Raw genomic sequence first — 17739 nt, 5'->3', positions numbered from 1 at the left:
AATATAAAAGGTAATAACAAAATGAGTATCAAAAAAACATTAATGAGTCTTTTTTTAGGATCTTTAACCCTAAGTGGTTTTTCAGAGGCTGCGGTATCATTAGATAGAACACGAATTATCTTTGATGGGGAGAACAAATCTATCTCTTTAAATATTAACAATAACAATAAGCAACTTCCTTATCTTGCTCAAGGCTGGATTGAAAATGAAGAAAGTAAAAAAATAACATCGCCATTAATTGTATTACCACCCGTTCAGCGATTAGAACCAGGAAAATCCAGTCAAATGAAAATTGAAGCTCTACCTGATATAAAAAACTTACCTCAGGACAGAGAGTCTTTATTCTATTTTAATATGCGTGAGATCCCACCTAAGAGTGATAAACCAAACACTTTACAGATTGCATTACAAACAAAAATAAAGTTATTTTATCGCCCTGAAGCAATTGCACCTCAGCAAAATAGTGCACCTTGGCAAGAAAAATTGCTACTTGAAAAAAAAGGGAACCTAGTTTTTATTAAAAACCCAACACCTTATTATGTCACAATAATTAATGCGGGGGCTCACGAAAATACAAATGCAAAAGAATTTAATCCAATTATGATTGCTCCTTTTAGTGAAAACAATATTGGAATGACGAAAGAGCAACTAGGTAATACCCCCGTAATTACTTATATTAATGATTATGGTGGTCGACCAAAATTAACCTTTGATTGTAAAAATACAATCTGTACTGTTATTAACAAAAATTAATTAAGTTAACAGTAAAAGAATGTAAAGCTAAATGAGGACATATTTATGAGTTCAAAGATATACCACTGGATACGTTCCAAACATATAGTTATTTCACTTTGCTTAACTACAATATTGCCGGCAACCGCTGGCAATAATAATCTGTTTAGGCCTACAGATGGTTGGGAAGTTGATGGTCAGCACGGGGTCATCCATGTTTCAGGCTCGTTGACTGAAAACCCATGCGAATTAGCGATGAAATCTAGTAATCAATCAATTTCATTAGGAAATATATCATTCAGTGAATTAAATTCCTCTGAGCAAGTGATGCAGCCTATTCCATTCCAAATTGAGTTGTTAAATTGCCTGCAAGTTCAAACCGAACTTCAAAACTTCCAAACTGGAAAAACGGTATGGAGTAGCACACAGCCTGCTGTCAAAATAAAGTTTTTAGCGGTAAGTGAACCTGAGCATTCCAATATTATTCGAGTCAACGGGGCATACGGCTTTGGGTTGCAAATAGCAAATTCAACAGGGAAAATATTACCAATAGGTAAAGAAAGCAACCCTACGTTAATCGCATCGGGCCAAAATAGCCTAATTTATTATGTCTCAGCGATAAGAACGTCCGGCCCACTCATACCTGGTGCTTTTTCTGCTTTAATTGCTTTTGAAATGCTATATGATTAACGTCATAGCATCGCAATAATAATTTATAAAAATTGATAGGTAATAGCGTAATGCTAAAAAATAAAAACATTTATCTTATAAAAATATTGATGCTAGCTTTACTATTCATAATTAATAGTAAAGCTAATGCAAGCCCATTAAATCCTAATAGTATATATACAACAAGTATAAAGCATCCTCTAATTAGTGATGCATATTATACTATACCAAGAACGTTAGGCCCTTATTTTTTATATATTCCAGATGATATCAAAAACAGCACAAATACTGAGTGTAATATTACAGTTATTGCAACCGGTCGCTCATCAACAGGCTCTATACGCATGATGTCAACACCAGATATTTCTCTACTATCTGGATTTAGTAGTATATATAATTTAGGTGTAGTTAAATACTATTCAGTTACACGAAACACACCTAAACACTGTAACGAAGTACTCCCTGACTTTGGCGTTAAGTTTGGACAGTTTAATGTTAGATATATAAACATGTTTGATGACCATGCATCTGCAACAGGTTATGCAGATATCTGTATACAAATAATTGTGAATGACAAAACTGTAGGAACAACCTGTTCAGTTAATGTCCCTGAAATCCCAGTATTACCTTCTTGCAATGTATCTGTGCCATTGACGATATCTCATGGCAATGTTAATTCAAATAATATAAATGGAAATATAGCAAAAATTGACGGAAATATATCGTGCACTGGTGATATGAGTGCCACATTCCAATTTTTACCTGAAAATAAAATTGATTTATTAGATGGTGTAAAAAGCCAATTAGATGTATGTGTCTCAGGAAAATGTATGTCAAATAATTTAGCTCAAGCCGATATTAAAAAAAATATAAATTTAACTTTTTCCGTTAGTTCAACGTTATCTTCATTAGGAAATCCTGAGCCTGGTTCGAGGGTAGGAAATGCTATTTTGTCTGTTACAATTAATTAAGAAAATTAAATTTAAGTACTTAAGATAGTTTATTTGATTTATCAACTGGAGTATAAATCATTATGATATTTTTAACTAAAATAATAAAAAAAAGATTGCTTTTACTCGTTGTAGTTCCCAGTAATATACTAATTGTTTTATTTAGTAGCTTTTGCATGGCAGAAACCTATACATTAACAATTAAAGTAAATGTTATTGAAAGCACTTGTGATGTATATGGTGAGAATGGCCCTGGGCAACCTATTGAAGTCTCATTTGGTGAAATAAATCTAAATAAGTTCACCAGTGAACGCTATACAAAAAATATTGACTATCGGTTAGATTGCGGAAGTAAATCATCCAGCAACCCAAATCTTAAATTAAAGTTTGAAAGCTCTAGTGCAGGCTTTAATACTGATTTAGTTGAAACATCCAACCCTAATTTAGGTCTAAAAATTCAAGCAGATAATACACTTTTATTACCTAATGAATACCGTAATTTCACTTATCAAACACAACCAGTATTAACTGCAACCCCAGTATTTCATGAAGGAAAAGAAATTGAACTCGGTTTATTTACCGCTTCTGGAATATTGAAAGTGGAATATCAGTAGCTTTATTTATTTTCAAGTAATTAGTACGATCGAACTTTTATCGTGAAAATAAGGCTGTTCTACATTATAAATTAATAAAATAAAAATAGTGGTTTAATGTGCATACCACAACTTAACATTAGCTTGGTCTAAGTACCGTAAGATTATTGAAACAGCATAAAACTCAGGCGCTTGTCTTGGTTTTATGCTGTTTTTCCTATGTTGCCCCATCACAAGGCTAATTTGCGTTTCTATCTTCTATAATCATCGCTGCTGCGCGTTCTGCAATCATGATCGTTGGCGCATTGGTGTTTCCACTTGGAATTTCAGGCATCACAGAACAGTCCACGACACGTAAATTTTCAATACCATGTACACGTAACCGCAAATCAGTCACTGATGTTGTGGTATCCATTCCCATACGACAAGTTCCCACAGGATGATAAACCGTTTTACAAAAATTTCGGACAAACTCTTCAAGTTGAGCTTCATCATAGCGGACGGAAGCCGGTGGCATTAGAACCTCTTTGCTTACCGCTTGTAATGAAGGACAATCCAAAATTTCCAAACCAAATTTAACTGCGCGCTTGCAGCCTTCCATATCTTCAGCTGATGCAAGATAATTAGCGTGAATTTTTAGCGGTGCTTGTGGGTCTGTGCTACGTAATAAAATTTCACCACGAGACTTAGGTTGTAAGTACCCGACCTTTAAAGAAAAACCATGGGCAGCCGGCAGGGGCTCACCGGGAACATCATCCCAACTATCTAAAATAGGTAAAAAGTGAATTTGTACATCAGGGCGACCTTGGTTGCAGCTATCTTTAAATGCCGCACCTTCTAGAACGTTAGATGCGAGTAATCCACTGCGAAATGCCATCCACTCTACCCCATGTTTAATTGCATTTAAGCCTTGGTCCGCGCCGAATAAACTTATTGGTTGTTTAGTGGTGACGTTTATCGACATATGTAGGTGGTCATGAAAATTTTTACCCACAGGTAAATTCGCAAGAGTCTCGATCCCCAGTGAAGACAGGTGTTCTTCTGGCCCGACCCCTGACAACATCAATAATTTTGCAGAGCCCATCGCACCAGAACAAACCAATACTTCGCAACTGGCGAATGCCTCAACTTCATGGCCATTTTTTCCTTGATAGGCAACACCAATCGCGCGGCCATCACGAATGATTATACGGTTCACCTGAGTACTGAGTTTTAATGTTAATCTGTCACTCTTTTCCACTGATTTTAAATAGGTTTTCGACGTACTGGCTCTTTCTCCATTATGCGTTGTGGTTTGGTAAAAGCTTGTTCCTTGCTGGCTTTCTCCGTTAAGATCATTGACATAAGAAAGACCATGCTCTTGTGCCGCTCGAATAAATGCCATTGATAATGGATGCCGGTATCTGTTTTCACTAACGGGAAGCGGGCCTTCAGTCCCATGATATTCCCCTGTTAGGCTTTCATTATTCTCTGCTTTCTTAAACCACGGCAATACATCCGCATATCCCCAACCTTCACAACCATAATTTAGTGCCCAATTATCATAATCTTGTTTTTGGCCTCGGATATAGATCATTCCATTGACAGAGCTGCTTCCCCCCAGCACTTTCCCTTGGGCAATTTGCATTTTACGGTTATTAGCGTGAGGCTCTGGCTCAGTTTCATAAGGCCAGCTTTTTTGGGCGATAATTTTAGCAACGCCCGCAGGCATACGAATAAACAAATGGTTATCGCTACCACCCGCTTCAATAAGTAATACGCTAGATTGCGTTTCTTGAATCAACCGAGCAGCTAGAACACAACCAGCCGAACCCGCACCGACAATAATATAATCATATTTTACTGCGCTCATTTATCACCCCGCCAAATAAAACAAACAATTTATTTTCATTTATTTAACAATAGCGCTTTTAATTTATTAATGTATGAATAATATTCTTCATATGTGATTCAAATCAAAAATAATTTCTTATGTAATTATTTTAATAATCTTAATTCATACTGTTTATTAAAGAAAATTTCCAATCAAAACCAATATAAAAGTCCCACCCACACTTCATTAACAAATGAATATTTATTACTCTTAAGCAAGCGAGAGTTGCAAGATAATAGATGAATGCTATAGTAACCGCTAATTTACACTCTATCGGCTTGAGGACGACCTCAAGTACGTATCAGCAACAGGGACGGCCCTTTCTTCTTAAGGAAAAATATTATGGGGCACTTCCGCTTCAATAATCCGCTCATCCCATTAACGACCTGGGCTCGGTTAATTGGTTCTTGGTTAGTCGTCATTTTCTTTATCTTAAGTGGCGAAACATTTCTTGATGACAGCCTTTCTACATTGAGCGCAACTTGGTTTTTTCTACTGCTGTTCATCACAATACTAACCGCCTCCTTCGGTGTCGTTAAAGAAGCCGACCATCTTGCTGAACAATTGGGTGAACCCTACGGAACACTGATCCTGACTTTATCGATCGTCTTGATTGAAGTCATTCTTATTGCATCAGTCCTACTAGGGCCGGGGGATTTTCCAACCATTGGGCGTGATTCAATATTCGCCGTGATGATGATTATCATGAATCTCGTCGTAGGTATCTGCTTACTCGCGGGCTCAGCTAGAAATGGTGAACAAGAATATAACGCGCAAGGTGCGAACAGTTATCTTTCAATGATCGTCTTACTGACAGGTTTAGCGTTAGTACTACCCAATTACACCTCTAGCCAAGGGGAATATTCCTATACGCAAGCCATTGGTATTTCAGGGATAACTATCCTCATCTATGGTGCTTTTTTGTGGATGCAGATGCGAGGCCACCGCCGGTTTTTTATTCAGCCTCCTAAAGGATTGATGAATATCCCAGAACAATTCATTTCGGTTAACCATGTTTCAGCAGGCAATGTATTAGTAGATAATGTGTTAGCAAACAATAATATCGAAAAGAAAAATAACCACTCTGAGTCAAACAAAAAAGCCATTATCATTCGCTCTTGCGTGTTAGTTGGGCTGATACTCCCTATCGTGTTACTTGCACATTACTTAGCTATCGTCACTGATTACGGAATTGAAGCCTTAGGAGCACCTTCTGCAGTCGGTGGTGTCCTGATCGCAATTATCGTATTTACACCTGAATCAATCACAGCGGTAAAAGCAGCGATGAATAATGAAATGCAACGAGCGATAAACCTTTGCCACGGCGCTTTTGTCTCAACGGTAGGTTTAACTGTGCCAGCGGTATTAATTATCGGCATAATTACTGGTAAGCAAGTCATTATGGGTATTTCTAACGCAGAAATTGTTTTATTCGCAATTACAATGCTGCTTACTCTGTTTTCATTTAATGGCCAGAAGACATCACCTATCCAAGGTTGGATGCACCTTGCTACCTTTGCTATATTTGGGCTTATCCTATTTTATCCGTGATGATAAATCAAAAAGTGTAGGCTTCATAAGAAAATACCCGATTAGTATGAAATCTTATGTAAGCCTCACTCACATATCCCTTATTCTTAACATTTCTAAAGCCAAATCATGCCATGCTTGTGCACGACGGCTTTGCTGATGGCTTTTTACTGTTGCTAAAGCAATGTCGTAAGTCAATATTGGCTCAATAACTGGGATCACGGATAAGCCCATTGAACTGGTATTTTTCCACATACTATCTGGCAGTAGCGTTACCCCAACCCCCGCTCTTACCATGGCGGTCACCAAATCTAAATGGCTACTGCGCCCAGAAATAGTGGGTTTTTTACCATAAATGCCACAAGCACTGACAACAAGTTCATTAATTAGAAAATCATCAGAAAAGAAAATAAAAGGCTCATCGACTATTTCACTAAATTTAACAAATTCACGTATTGATAGTGGATGTTGGTTACTAACCAATAGCATTAATCGGTCCGTTGAAAAGGGGTGTACTTCAAAACGGTCATCAGCAAAGGGCAACATAACAGCGGCAGTTTCAACCTCACCATTCAACATCGCCTCGCGCATTTTTCGCGTTCCTAGCTCAAGAATTTTCAACTCTACCTGCGGATAACGTTGGCTAAATGCCATAATAATGTCAGCAAAATAAGTCGACGCGATGACAGGTGGTAACCCCACGGGCAGTAAGCCAGATATAGGACCCGACCTTTCCAGTAACGCTTTTTTCATATTCCCAAATTGAGAAAGGATTTGCTTCGCATGAATCAATAAAACATCTCCCTCCTCTGTTAACTTAACGCCATCAACTTCTCTAGTCAGTAGCGTATAGCCAAGTTCATCTTCTAATTTTTTAATGCTACGGCTAATCGCTGGTTGCGTTACAAATAAACTCTCTGCCGCACGACTAAATCCATTAAGTTGTACGACTTCAACAAAATAACGTAATGAACGAATATCCATTCTGCCCCCTATGATTTTTAGTTATAGATAGAATGAGTTTAAGTGATTTCCCTTAACACACAATAAACGATAAAAATAATTCAAATTAGAATTATTAGCTAGGTAATTATTGGAGATCAGCATGATGAACAAGACGGTTATTGAATACGTATTAGATAAACTTTATCAAATTGGTATTCACGATATTTTTGGTGTTGCTGGTGACTACGCATTCCCTATCGAAGATAGCGTGTGTGAAAATAAAAATATGCGCTGGATTGGTAACTGTAACGAACTTAATGCGTCTTATGCTGCAGATGGTTATGCCCGCGTGAAAGGCGCTGCAGCATTATCCACCACCTTTGGTGTTGGCGAACTCAGTGCTTTAAATGGGATTGCAGGCGCTTATGCAGAAGACCTCCCTATTTTTCATCTTGTTGGTATGCCAGCAAGCGGAGTTCAAAAAAACCACCGTTTAGTTCACCACACCCTAGGAAATGGTGATTTCGATGTTTTTTACCAAATGAGCCAACATTTAAGCTGTGCACACGCGATTTTAACCCCCGAAAACTGTATTGCGGAGACAGAACGTTTAATTACGACCGCTTTACAAGAATCCCGACCTGTTTATTTAGGTTTCCCTTCTGACTACGCGGTTATGCCTATTAAAATAGATGAAACACATGAAACCATCACTATAAATAAAAGTCATAGCGGGTCATTATCAGCTGCCGTTACAGCTATTGTCGAAAAACTCACATCAAGTAAAAAAGCCTGTATTATTCCCGGAATTTTAACGGCACGCTTGGGGTTATCCACTGATGTTCAAACTATTATTCAAAAAACCGGCCTACCCTATGCCACCATGTTTATGGATAAAGGGGTAGTAAGCGAATCTAATCCTCAATATATGGGGATCTATAACGGAAAACTGATGAACCCAGAGGTTAGGGAGTATGTCGAAAGCTGTGACTGCGTCATGGGTATTGGTGCGGTATTAACAGACTTCAACTCCGGCAGCTTCACCGCAGAGATTAACCCTGAAAACTGCATTAACATTCTTTCTGACCATGTGAAAGTGGATTCCGCTATCTACCCAAATGTATTGATGAAAGATATATTGCATAAATTAAAAGAACTTGCCCCCTCACTGAACCATCTTGGGATCAAAGCTCAAGGATTAGGCGCCCCTCAACAAGGTGAAAATGGCCAAATTACCGCCTCATATTTGTACCCTCGCCTCGAAAAAATGTTCCGTAAGGACGATATTATTGTCGCAGAAACAGGGACTGCCTCCATGGGATTAGGTTTTGCTTTATTACCTGAAAATGCACAATTTTATAACCAAACATTGTGGGGTTCTATCGGTTGGGCAACTCCTGCGGCATTTGGTGCGGCAATAGCAGCGCCACAGAAACGGATTATTTTAGTGACTGGGGAAGGTTCTCACCAACTCACAGCCCAAGAGATTAGCCAATTTGCCCGCTTTGGCTTAAAACCCATTATTTTTGTCCTGAATAATGATGGCTATTTAATTGAACGGCTTCTATGCAAAAACCCTGAGGCCTATTATAACGATTTACCTCAATGGAATTATGCCCAACTCCCTACAGCATTAGGTTGCAAAGATTGGTATTGCCAGCGTGTTACCCATTGCGATGAATTAGACAATGCGATTAAACAGGCAGAACTATCGAGCCATGCGGCCTATATTGAGGTTGTTATGGACAGATATGCGGCATCTGAGCTTGCTGAAAAACTGGGAAAATCAGTCGCATCATTATATTCATTCTAAATTGACAACTTATGGCAGCCATCACGCTGCCACTGTTTTTATGACCCAAATACCAGCCCTACATCGTCTCGTGATTGATGCAATATTTTTGAGACAACCAATGCTAATTCAAGCAATTCATCACATTGAGTACGGTTTTTACTGGCAATCTGTTCACGGAAGAATGCGAACTCGTAAACCATATGGTTGATTGTTGCATCCCGAGATACGTTGGATATTTCTCCATCAATACAAACTTCTACTGATTGGCAAAGGCTTGGTGCCCCCATGATACGGATGTGCCCTTTAGTACCTTGAATAATAAAGTAACCGGGGCTCGCGGAATCTTTCGCTCCCACACACGATGCAACGGAACCCCCAAAATGGGCCGTTAATACACCTGATGTATCAATTCCATTAAACCCTTTATTACAGATATAGTCGCTACTATCGGGTGTTCCCATCAAGGCCGATAACAAATAAATATTATAAAGATTAATGTCATAGAGTGCGCCACCAGCTTGCTGTGGGTCAAAGGCAGCATGAACTCTTCCTTGTAAATAGTCATTGTATCGACTCGAATATTGTGAGTAATTTCCGTGGATCACTTTGATGTCACCGATTTTACCAATATGTTGTCTGATAAAATGAAACTCAGGGGTATGAATCGACGTAATAGCTTCGAACAAAAAAAGCCCCCTAGTCTGTGAAATGGAAATTAGCGCCTGCAACTGTTGCCAATTCGGTGTAAACGGTTTTTCGCATACCACATGTTTGTCAGCCATTAGTGCATCAAAGGTATACTGATAGTGCAAATGATTTGGCAAACCAATGTATATCACCTCCACATCCGGGTCTTGTAACAATTTTTGGTAGTCAGTATACAACTTTGCTATACCAAATTGTTGGCAAATAACCTGCCCCTTTTCAATACTTTCCGCCCGAACACACAATGCGACTAGTTCTATCCCCTGCACCTGTATTAAGGCATCAAGAGCAGACATGATTATTTTCCCAGAACCGACCAGCGCGAGTTTCATCTCTGTTATCCATTAAGAAAAGTGAATTTCATTCTGCCATAAGGCTCATTATTAAAGCGAGCTAAATGGTAAAACACTTATTCCGCTTGAACCCAAAACACGCCATCACCGTCTAAGGCCGTAAACGTTTTGTGTAAATAATCGCTATCTGCTTGCGGGTTAAGGTCTGCAAACAATTCTGGGTGGATAAACTTTGCAATCGCTTCCACCGCAATAATATTGAATGGCGTATCATAATATTGCTGATAGAGCGCCAATACTTGCTTGTTTTTGAAAGCAGATAATGAACGAAATTTAGGACGTTCCATTAGCTTATTCAAACGAGCTAAAGACTTTTGTTTATCCCCCGTATAACCTAAGGGTACAGATGCGCTACCTTTGCGAGTGTTATCCCAATCTGCTGCCGTCATTAAATAGTAGTCTGGATTGCTGTGGATCAGTTGTTCTTCACTGATTTCCCCACCCATTCCAATACTGAACCATTGTGAGCCAAGGTTATTACCCCCTGCAGTTTCAACAAACTCACCGAAATTACCATTACCGAACGTTTTACAACAATAATCTTCCCCTTGGATACCTGCAGCACGTTCAATAAAGACGCTTGGACGTTGTTCTTTGCTAAGTTTAGCCACTCTTGAACGGATTAAATCTAATTTTTGTTGGTAAAATTGATTAAATGCTTGCGCTTGTTGTTCCTCACCAAATACTTGGCCAAGTAATGTCATACTCGGCATAGTATTTTTCAGTGGGTATTGCCTAAAGTCGATAAAAACAACGGGTAAGCCACTTTTTTCCAATAATGATAAAGTGCCACTTTCTGTGAGTTTACTCTTTAAGCCAATATCAAAAATGAGTAAATCTGGCTGTGCAACCAACGCTTTCTCAACGCTAAAGTCCGTTGTATACGGGTTTGGGAAAACAGGAATTTTACTTAATTCTGGGAATTTTTTGCTATAAGCCACACTCAGGTCAGGCGCTTTTTTTATTAGCGCATCATCCCAAGCAATAATCCCTTTTAGTGGATCTTGTGGATGTAATATATTCAGCGCAACCAAGACACGGCTATCTGCCAGCATCACTCGAGATACCGGCACATTGACGGTTACGTCCCTACCCGCAATATCCTTCACCGTGATAGGTGCAGATAAGCTACTAGCCGAAAATAGTAGGCTCACCGCACTAAAAATAAGCACGAATTTTTCGATAAACCTTCTCATTATCATTGTTCTGCCTTGTATTGATTAAAATTTTACGGATGCTTGAACATAGTAAGTTCTTGGCTGCCCCACGTAGATACCATAATTATTATCTGTAGAACGGGTAAAATAGGTTTGATCAAAAAGATTTTTAATGCCAGCAGATAGCGTTAAATCAGACAAACTTTTGCCAAAATGGTACTCGCCTCGTGCATCCCACACCATGTAGCCAGGGATTGTTCCATATCGACCATCTGCACTGGGTTTTGTAACATAGTGGCTTGATGTTCCAGGCGATTCTTGGGTAGATTGCGCATAAGTATTTAAGTTCCATACCCAATTACCATTTTCATAACGGCTACCTGCGGTAAAGACTTGCCGTGAATAAAACGGTAAATCCTTATGAGCGAAATCACCTTTTTTACTTACCGCTTTAGTGTAGGTATAAGTACTGTACACGCTAACACCCTCCAATTTATCGCTCAGCTCAGACAAGTTATATCTTGCTGCCAACTCCACACCTTGATGAGTTGTGGCGCCTAGATTTGTCCAACCTGTTGTATTTTCAACGTAAAGTAATTGGTCATCGAAATCGATATAGAATAATGTCGCTTCAAGAGATAGCGCAGTATTATCGTATTTAGTCCCTACTTCATAGTTATGTGCTTTTTCTGCACTTAACCCATTTGCGGGTGAATTCCCTACCCCTTTAGTGTTCAACTGAAAATACTGCAAACTGCCAAACGACGTACTGGCATTGGCAAACAGTTTCCATTCATCATCAATGTGATAGATCACTGCCAGTGCAGGAAGGGGTTCGCTATATCGCTTACTTCTGTTTTGGTTTTTAAAACTGTCATTTAAATGAATATTAATGTTCTCATAGCGGATCCCAGGGATCACAGTCCAGTTACCAACATCAATGGTATCATCAAGATAAATAGCATGGGCTTCTGTTCCACCCGATGTGTGTTGGTAATAATCATTAGTACTCGGCCGCGAACTTTGAGTGCCAGCTTGGTACCAATTTGAGCGGTAAGCTTTTTCGTCTGCGGTTTCATTTAAATAACGGTATCCCACTGTTATTTCATGTGAAATATCATTAAAACGGAATAATTGTGAATAACTCGGTTCAATTGCATACGCTGTATAGTGACGAGGGTAAGAAACTAGCCGTCTTTCATTCGCTTTATCTTTATGGTCACTTTCTATGTAACTACCCCGATAACTTTTACTAAACCATGTCATTAACTCAAATTGTTTATCATCTTCTTCATGTTTATATTTCAATGACATATCTTGTCGATTTCCTTCAAAACGGTCATAAGGCCGCGTTGATTGGAATGGGTCAGCATTATATTGCGCTTGAGTTAGCCCCCCAGGCATACCTGACATTGCATGATAATAATGAAAATTCGCCAGTAACTCGTCGTTATCTGTTATGGCATAACGTGTTTTTAAAATCAGGTCATCAATATCTGTATTATCATTGCTTTTACGGTAGCCTTGTCCATGTAACCCTGAGTACAGCAATAGCGCTCCCGCTGAATCATCGGCTTTTGAGCCCCCTACAGACGCATCCACCAGCGTCTTTAACCCACCCGTTTTAGCCCCTTGAGTTTGCAATGAAACACCACCAGAAAAGTCTTTAGGGATAGGCTTAGTCACAAAGTTAATGACACCTCCCACGTTTTGAGGCCCATAACGTACAGAAGCCCCTCCACGGATCACATCAATAGATTCAATACTTCCTAGTGATAATGGAGACATAGATAACTGAGGTTGACCATATGGTGCAGCCGCTAAAGGCATACCGTCGAGTAAAATCGTTGAACGTGGTGACAGCCGTGATGTTAACCCGCGAACCCCAACATTCAAGGAAACATCGGACCCGCCTGTCCCGTTACTTTCGCGCACCTGCACACCCGGTATTCCTTTCAATGCGTCGGCAATAGTTTCACTGCCAGATTCTTTGATTTGCTGTTGATTTCTTACTGTCCGAGCACCTGGGTGATTAAATACCACCTCACTATCTTCCGTATTTTCAAGCCAGTTGCCTGTAACTGTAATCTGATCATTTTTTGAATTCTCTGCAGCAAATACATGATAAGGCGCTAATGCCGCTGAAATTGCTAATGAAATGAGTAGCTTGCTAGTTTTTAAATTCATAAGAAATAAACAGTAAAAGAGATTAAGAGGGATAATGATAATTATAATCATTACAAATAATCAACTTAATTTACTATTTATTTTGAAATTATATTCGCTTAATCCCTTATTATATAAAGGGTTATTGATTTATTTAGAGTGTAGAGAACTAAAAAACCGAGGGAGATCCCTCGGTTCACATTATTGGTAAACATTATATAATTAGAGGCGAATATCATTTTGTCTCTAAAGGAATTAACCGCCTAGAGAGAAAAATACCACTCGGCCAACACCTTCACCCGCAAAAATACAGAGCGTTGCAAGTGACATGACGAATGTTGCATTTACAGTGTGTCCCTTTTTTTGGCACAGTAAACGGCCCGCAAATACGATACCTAATGCAACAAGTATGACCCTAACAATACTTAAGTTCACTAAGCCATCTGGGAGTTCACGCGGCGTCATTCCCATATAAACAGGCTCTCCTATGTTTCCTAGAAGAGATAACGCGCCCAATAGCATCAGTAAGATCCCAATAACGCCGATACCTAATGCAATTTTAACCACTCGTTTTAATTGCTCTTCTTTACCATCGCGGCGCAAAGAACCTACAAGTAATAATGCGGCTACCACACCACCCAGTAATAATACTGCACCAAAGAAACTGGCGTAGGTAAATAAACCATTCCATAGGTTAAACAAGGTGTGAGCATATAAGGCTGACATTGCATACATATAGATGATACCGGCTAACGCACTAAGCAACAGTAGCAGCGCATTCGCTTTTTGCTTAAGCAATAACAGAGCAACACTGAAAAATAGTAGCCCCATGTAAATTGCCGTTGCCCACACTTCACGGCTCATCCATGAAGTAGACACATGCAGCATGGTATAAAACATGTGTAACGGGTTACCCATATGAAATAATGAACCTAGCAACCCAACACAACCCAACACAAAACTTGCTAAAATAGGCAGTTTGATAAACTGGACGCTTTGTTGGTTATTTCCGCCTTCAAGCACACGAAAATAGCAGACTAATGAGACGAGCAAGCACCCCACAGAAGCTTGCATAAATAAGGTGAAAATCACCAATGGAAATTCATGCATGATAATTCTCCTTATCCTTTTGTACCGACAACAAGGTTCGGTTTGGTAATACTTGAACTAGGTAACCCTGCGATATCCGCATTTGTGCCATACTTTTTACGTAATTCGCTAATAAGGCCAAACTCAATCGCACGCATAGGGCAAGAATCAACACACATTGGATTTCCGCCTTTTTCACGTAGGTCAATGCAAGTGTCACACTTGGTCATCATACCAATACTGGCATCGAACTGAGGCGCCTCGTATGGACAAGCCCATGTGCAATAACGACAACCAACACATTTATCATGGTCGACTAATACAACCCCATCTTCTTCTCGCTTGTGCATTGCAGTAGTAGGGCAATGGCTGACACATTGCGGGTCATCACAATGGTTACAGGCAATAGACAAGTGCCAAGTCCGAGGACGTGGATACTCCCCCACTTCAATATCATACACACGACGAAAGTTGCGTCCGACCTCAAGGTCATTTTTGTCTTTACATGCAACAACACAGGTTTTACAACCAATGCAAGTGGCAACATTAATATAAAATCCGACTTGTTTATCCATTTCTCATTGCCCCCTAAAATATAATACGCTGTGGAATTGCAGCATCTGGAACTAACTGGTCACCATGCCATTTTTCGATATTACATAGCATCGTATTCCACCCTGATGTACCCAGCCCTGTCGGGACTTGAATGGTTAGCGTATTGTCGGCTCCCGCCATATCTATCCCTGTTTTTTCATCAACATTTGTCCAACTACCGTGTGGTAACGCCACAACACCAGGTTTCATCGTCTGTGTCACCAACGCAGGACGTACAATCTTCCCTTGTGGGCTCGTGATCAGAACAGTTTCACCGTGCTTAATACCTAAACGTTTTGCATCGGAGGCATTGATATAAATTGGGCTTGGCCATTGTTCACGTAGCCAAGGCACATTATCAAGCGTACTGTGAGAGCGGCGTAAGTAGTGTGGATTATAGATTTGGAATGGATAATCCCCTTTTTCCTTCTTCGAGAAATCACTAAAACTTGCCTCATAACCGCTTGCAGACGGAATATATTCAGGAATTGGTGGTAATTTCGTCCAGCCACATTCATCCGCTTTTTCGACTAATGTTTGGCAGTAAATTTCAAATTTTCCACTTGGTGTTGGTCGTGGATTGGCCTGAGGGTCACGAATAAAATCTTCATAGGCAATATAACCATAGTTATCATCAGAGGAGCGCTCTACTTGGTATTTCCCAACAGTAAGGAATTCATTGAGGGTGATCCTGCCTTGCTGCGGCTTACCTGTTACTTGCCATTCATCAATATCCGCTTGGGTAATTGTTATTAGTGGCTCAGTTGTCTTACCATCTTCACCAATAATTGTTGCACCATTAAGTTTATTGAAGAATTGTTGCTTTTCTGAAATAGGAAAAACTTCATCGACATTAATACCAAGACGTTTACCTATTTCTTTGGCGATCCACTGGTCACTTTTTGCTTCATAAAGTGGTGGTGTTACATTCACCGCAGCTATAATAACTTCGCGGTTACTTGGATTTAATATGGTTCCTTCACGTTCCCACTCCGTAGTTACGGGTAAGACGATATCCGAATATTTCGCACAAGTATGTGGAACATAGGCCGCAGTCACAACCAACTCTATATCTTTACGATAAGCTTCAACGCTTTGGGAAATATTGGCTCGTGTCTGTAACGTGGCATTAAAAGGATGAATGATCATTTGAATGTTAGCATTCACATCACCAACACCACGTTGACGGAATTTTTTCTCTAACAACGCACGATTCAGTTCGTTATGGTTAATTTTCAAACTCACTGGGTTTGGCACAGAAGGTAAGCCACTCGCTCCTGCCATGACTAAACGAGTTCCATTGTTCCCCGCAGCATAGTGGCAGCTTACGCCAGTCATACGGCCCGGTCTCCCCATATGGCCAGTCATAAAGCCTAATGTTGAGAATGCTTGTACCCATCCTTCGCCATTATGAATTCGAGCAGGCGCCCAACCAGTAAGCAATGCAACTCGGTTGGTACCACCGATTTCACGCGCTAATGTGCGAATGTCGCTAGCTGACAAGCCGCAAATATTAGAGGCCCACTCTGGCGTTTTTGGCTCTCCCGTATAAGTACCTAACAAATAATCTTTGAAGTTCCCTTTTGGATCTGCACCTGCTGGCATATTATTTTCATCAAAACCAACCGTACAACGACGCAGGAAATCCCAATCAATCAATGGGTTGTCAGGATTGTCCATTTCTAATAACGCAGACATAATACCCAGAGCTAAAGCATGGTCAGTACCTGGGTTGATAGGGTACCAATCTGCATCCATTAATTCCGCTGTAGTCGTATAACTTGGGTCAATACTAATAAAGCGCGCTCCCGCTTTTTTCGCTTGATAGTAATTATAGGTTGGGCTGCCTGGGCTACTCCATGCAGGGTTTGCGCCCCACATCACAATTAACTGGGAGTTACGCATATCAAAACGGTCATTGGTACCAAAGGTATAAAACCCTTCAAGTAATCCTAAATGAGCTGGTGTTTCAAACCATGCGCCCCATGAGGTTGTTCCCCAATCGCCAACAAATCCCCCTGCTTTTGCATAAACGCTTTGGATTTCAACACCGTTACCGCCGGTGATCCAAATAGATTCTTGACCATATTTTTCTTTAATACGTTTCGATTCTGATGCCACAATATCTAATGCTTCATCCCAACTGATGCGCACCCATTGGTCTCGTCCTCGTAAGCTTTTATCCCCACCACCGGGAGCCCAGCCTTTACGCTTCATTGGATATTTCAACCGATCCGCGCCAAAGACTTGTTTACGTTGTGAACGCCCACGCAAACAACCTCGTTGTTGTGGGAAATCAGGGGAGTCTGCAACCACATCATCGGTTTTTTGCCTAACAACGACGCCATCAACCACCAATGCTTTATTAACACAGCGACCACCACAGTTGTGCCAACAGGCCACGGGCTTCCATTTTCCTTGAGTGACTGCGTCAGTGGCTTGCACAACCGCTTTTTCTTCCTCTGGTGTTGCCGCATGTAATTGCTTACTCAGCGGTAACGTAGCCATCACTGATGCCGCTGATGTCCATGCTATAAATGAACGGCGACTTAAGGCTATTTTCTGTCTTTCTGACATTGCTTCTACCT

Annotated in this window: 14 protein-coding genes; 6 read left to right on the top strand and 8 right to left on the bottom strand. The window is 40.2% G+C overall.

Annotation, left to right across the window (positions count from 1 at the left end):
• Positions 1-21 precede the first annotated feature (21 nt).
• The 4 genes from M0M83_RS09605 (at position 22) to M0M83_RS09590 (ending at position 2965) form a co-directional block, all read left to right on the top strand.
• Positions 22-753, top strand: a complete 732-nt coding sequence (locus M0M83_RS09605; RefSeq protein WP_125891038.1) for a fimbria/pilus periplasmic chaperone — start codon at positions 22-24, stop codon at positions 751-753.
• Between the two features lie 45 nt (positions 754-798).
• Positions 799-1422: a fimbrial protein gene (locus M0M83_RS09600; RefSeq protein ID WP_248468360.1), complete on the top strand. Its 624-nt coding sequence runs from the start codon at positions 799-801 to the stop codon at positions 1420-1422.
• 50 nt (positions 1423-1472) lie between these two features.
• Positions 1473-2372 (top strand): hypothetical protein, encoded by a 900-nt coding sequence (locus tag M0M83_RS09595; protein WP_248468359.1) that lies wholly within the window; start codon positions 1473-1475, stop codon positions 2370-2372.
• Between the two features lie 155 nt (positions 2373-2527).
• Positions 2528-2965, top strand: a complete 438-nt coding sequence (locus M0M83_RS09590) for a fimbrial protein (protein ID WP_248468358.1) — start codon at positions 2528-2530, stop codon at positions 2963-2965.
• 217 nt (positions 2966-3182) lie between these two features.
• On the opposite strand, the gene M0M83_RS09585 is transcribed toward M0M83_RS09590, so the two are convergent.
• Complete coding sequence (locus M0M83_RS09585) at positions 3183-4796, bottom strand: GMC family oxidoreductase (protein WP_213912810.1); 1614 nt, start codon at positions 4794-4796, stop codon at positions 3183-3185.
• A 363-nt stretch (positions 4797-5159) separates the two neighbouring features.
• Between M0M83_RS09585 and M0M83_RS09580 the strand changes: the two genes are divergently transcribed.
• On the top strand, positions 5160-6368 hold the full coding sequence (locus M0M83_RS09580) for a calcium:proton antiporter (protein WP_248468357.1): 1209 nt from the start codon (positions 5160-5162) through the stop codon (positions 6366-6368).
• A 69-nt stretch (positions 6369-6437) separates the two neighbouring features.
• On the opposite strand, the gene M0M83_RS09575 is transcribed toward M0M83_RS09580, so the two are convergent.
• Complete coding sequence (locus M0M83_RS09575) at positions 6438-7331, bottom strand: LysR family transcriptional regulator (protein ID WP_248468356.1); 894 nt, start codon at positions 7329-7331, stop codon at positions 6438-6440.
• A 124-nt stretch (positions 7332-7455) separates the two neighbouring features.
• On the opposite strand from M0M83_RS09575, the gene M0M83_RS09570 reads away from it, so the two are divergent.
• On the top strand, positions 7456-9105 hold the full coding sequence (locus M0M83_RS09570; protein WP_248468441.1) for an alpha-keto acid decarboxylase family protein: 1650 nt from the start codon (positions 7456-7458) through the stop codon (positions 9103-9105).
• Positions 9106-9143: 38 nt separating this feature from the next.
• Here the strand turns inward: M0M83_RS09570 and M0M83_RS09565 are convergent, their stop codons facing one another.
• From M0M83_RS09565 to M0M83_RS09540, 6 genes are all read right to left on the bottom strand, one after another.
• Positions 9144-10124: a Gfo/Idh/MocA family protein gene (locus M0M83_RS09565; protein WP_248468355.1), complete on the bottom strand. Its 981-nt coding sequence runs from the start codon at positions 10122-10124 to the stop codon at positions 9144-9146.
• A 77-nt stretch (positions 10125-10201) separates the two neighbouring features.
• Positions 10202-11341 (bottom strand): ABC transporter substrate-binding protein, encoded by a 1140-nt coding sequence (locus tag M0M83_RS09560; protein ID WP_423810920.1) that lies wholly within the window; start codon positions 11339-11341, stop codon positions 10202-10204.
• Positions 11342-11365: 24 nt separating this feature from the next.
• The gene (locus tag M0M83_RS09555) at positions 11366-13489 is read right to left on the bottom strand and encodes a TonB-dependent receptor family protein (protein WP_248468354.1); all 2124 of its coding nucleotides are present in this window, start codon (positions 13487-13489) and stop codon (positions 11366-11368) included.
• 234 nt (positions 13490-13723) lie between these two features.
• A complete protein-coding gene (locus tag M0M83_RS09550) occupies positions 13724-14578 on the bottom strand; it encodes a dimethyl sulfoxide reductase anchor subunit family protein (protein ID WP_248468353.1) in 855 nt (284 codons plus the stop codon).
• Between the two features lie 11 nt (positions 14579-14589).
• Positions 14590-15132 (bottom strand): DMSO/selenate family reductase complex B subunit, encoded by a 543-nt coding sequence (locus tag M0M83_RS09545; RefSeq protein ID WP_125891027.1) that lies wholly within the window; start codon positions 15130-15132, stop codon positions 14590-14592.
• Positions 15133-15145: 13 nt separating this feature from the next.
• A complete protein-coding gene (locus M0M83_RS09540) occupies positions 15146-17728 on the bottom strand; it encodes a molybdopterin-dependent oxidoreductase (RefSeq protein WP_125891026.1) in 2583 nt (860 codons plus the stop codon).
• Positions 17729-17739 lie beyond the last annotated feature (11 nt).

The organism is Providencia rettgeri (assembly GCF_023205015.1).
Lineage (GTDB): Bacteria > Pseudomonadota > Gammaproteobacteria > Enterobacterales > Enterobacteriaceae > Providencia > Providencia rettgeri_E.
Note: the sequence above shows the minus strand (reverse complement) of the source record. Positions and strands in the feature narration are given on the sequence as shown.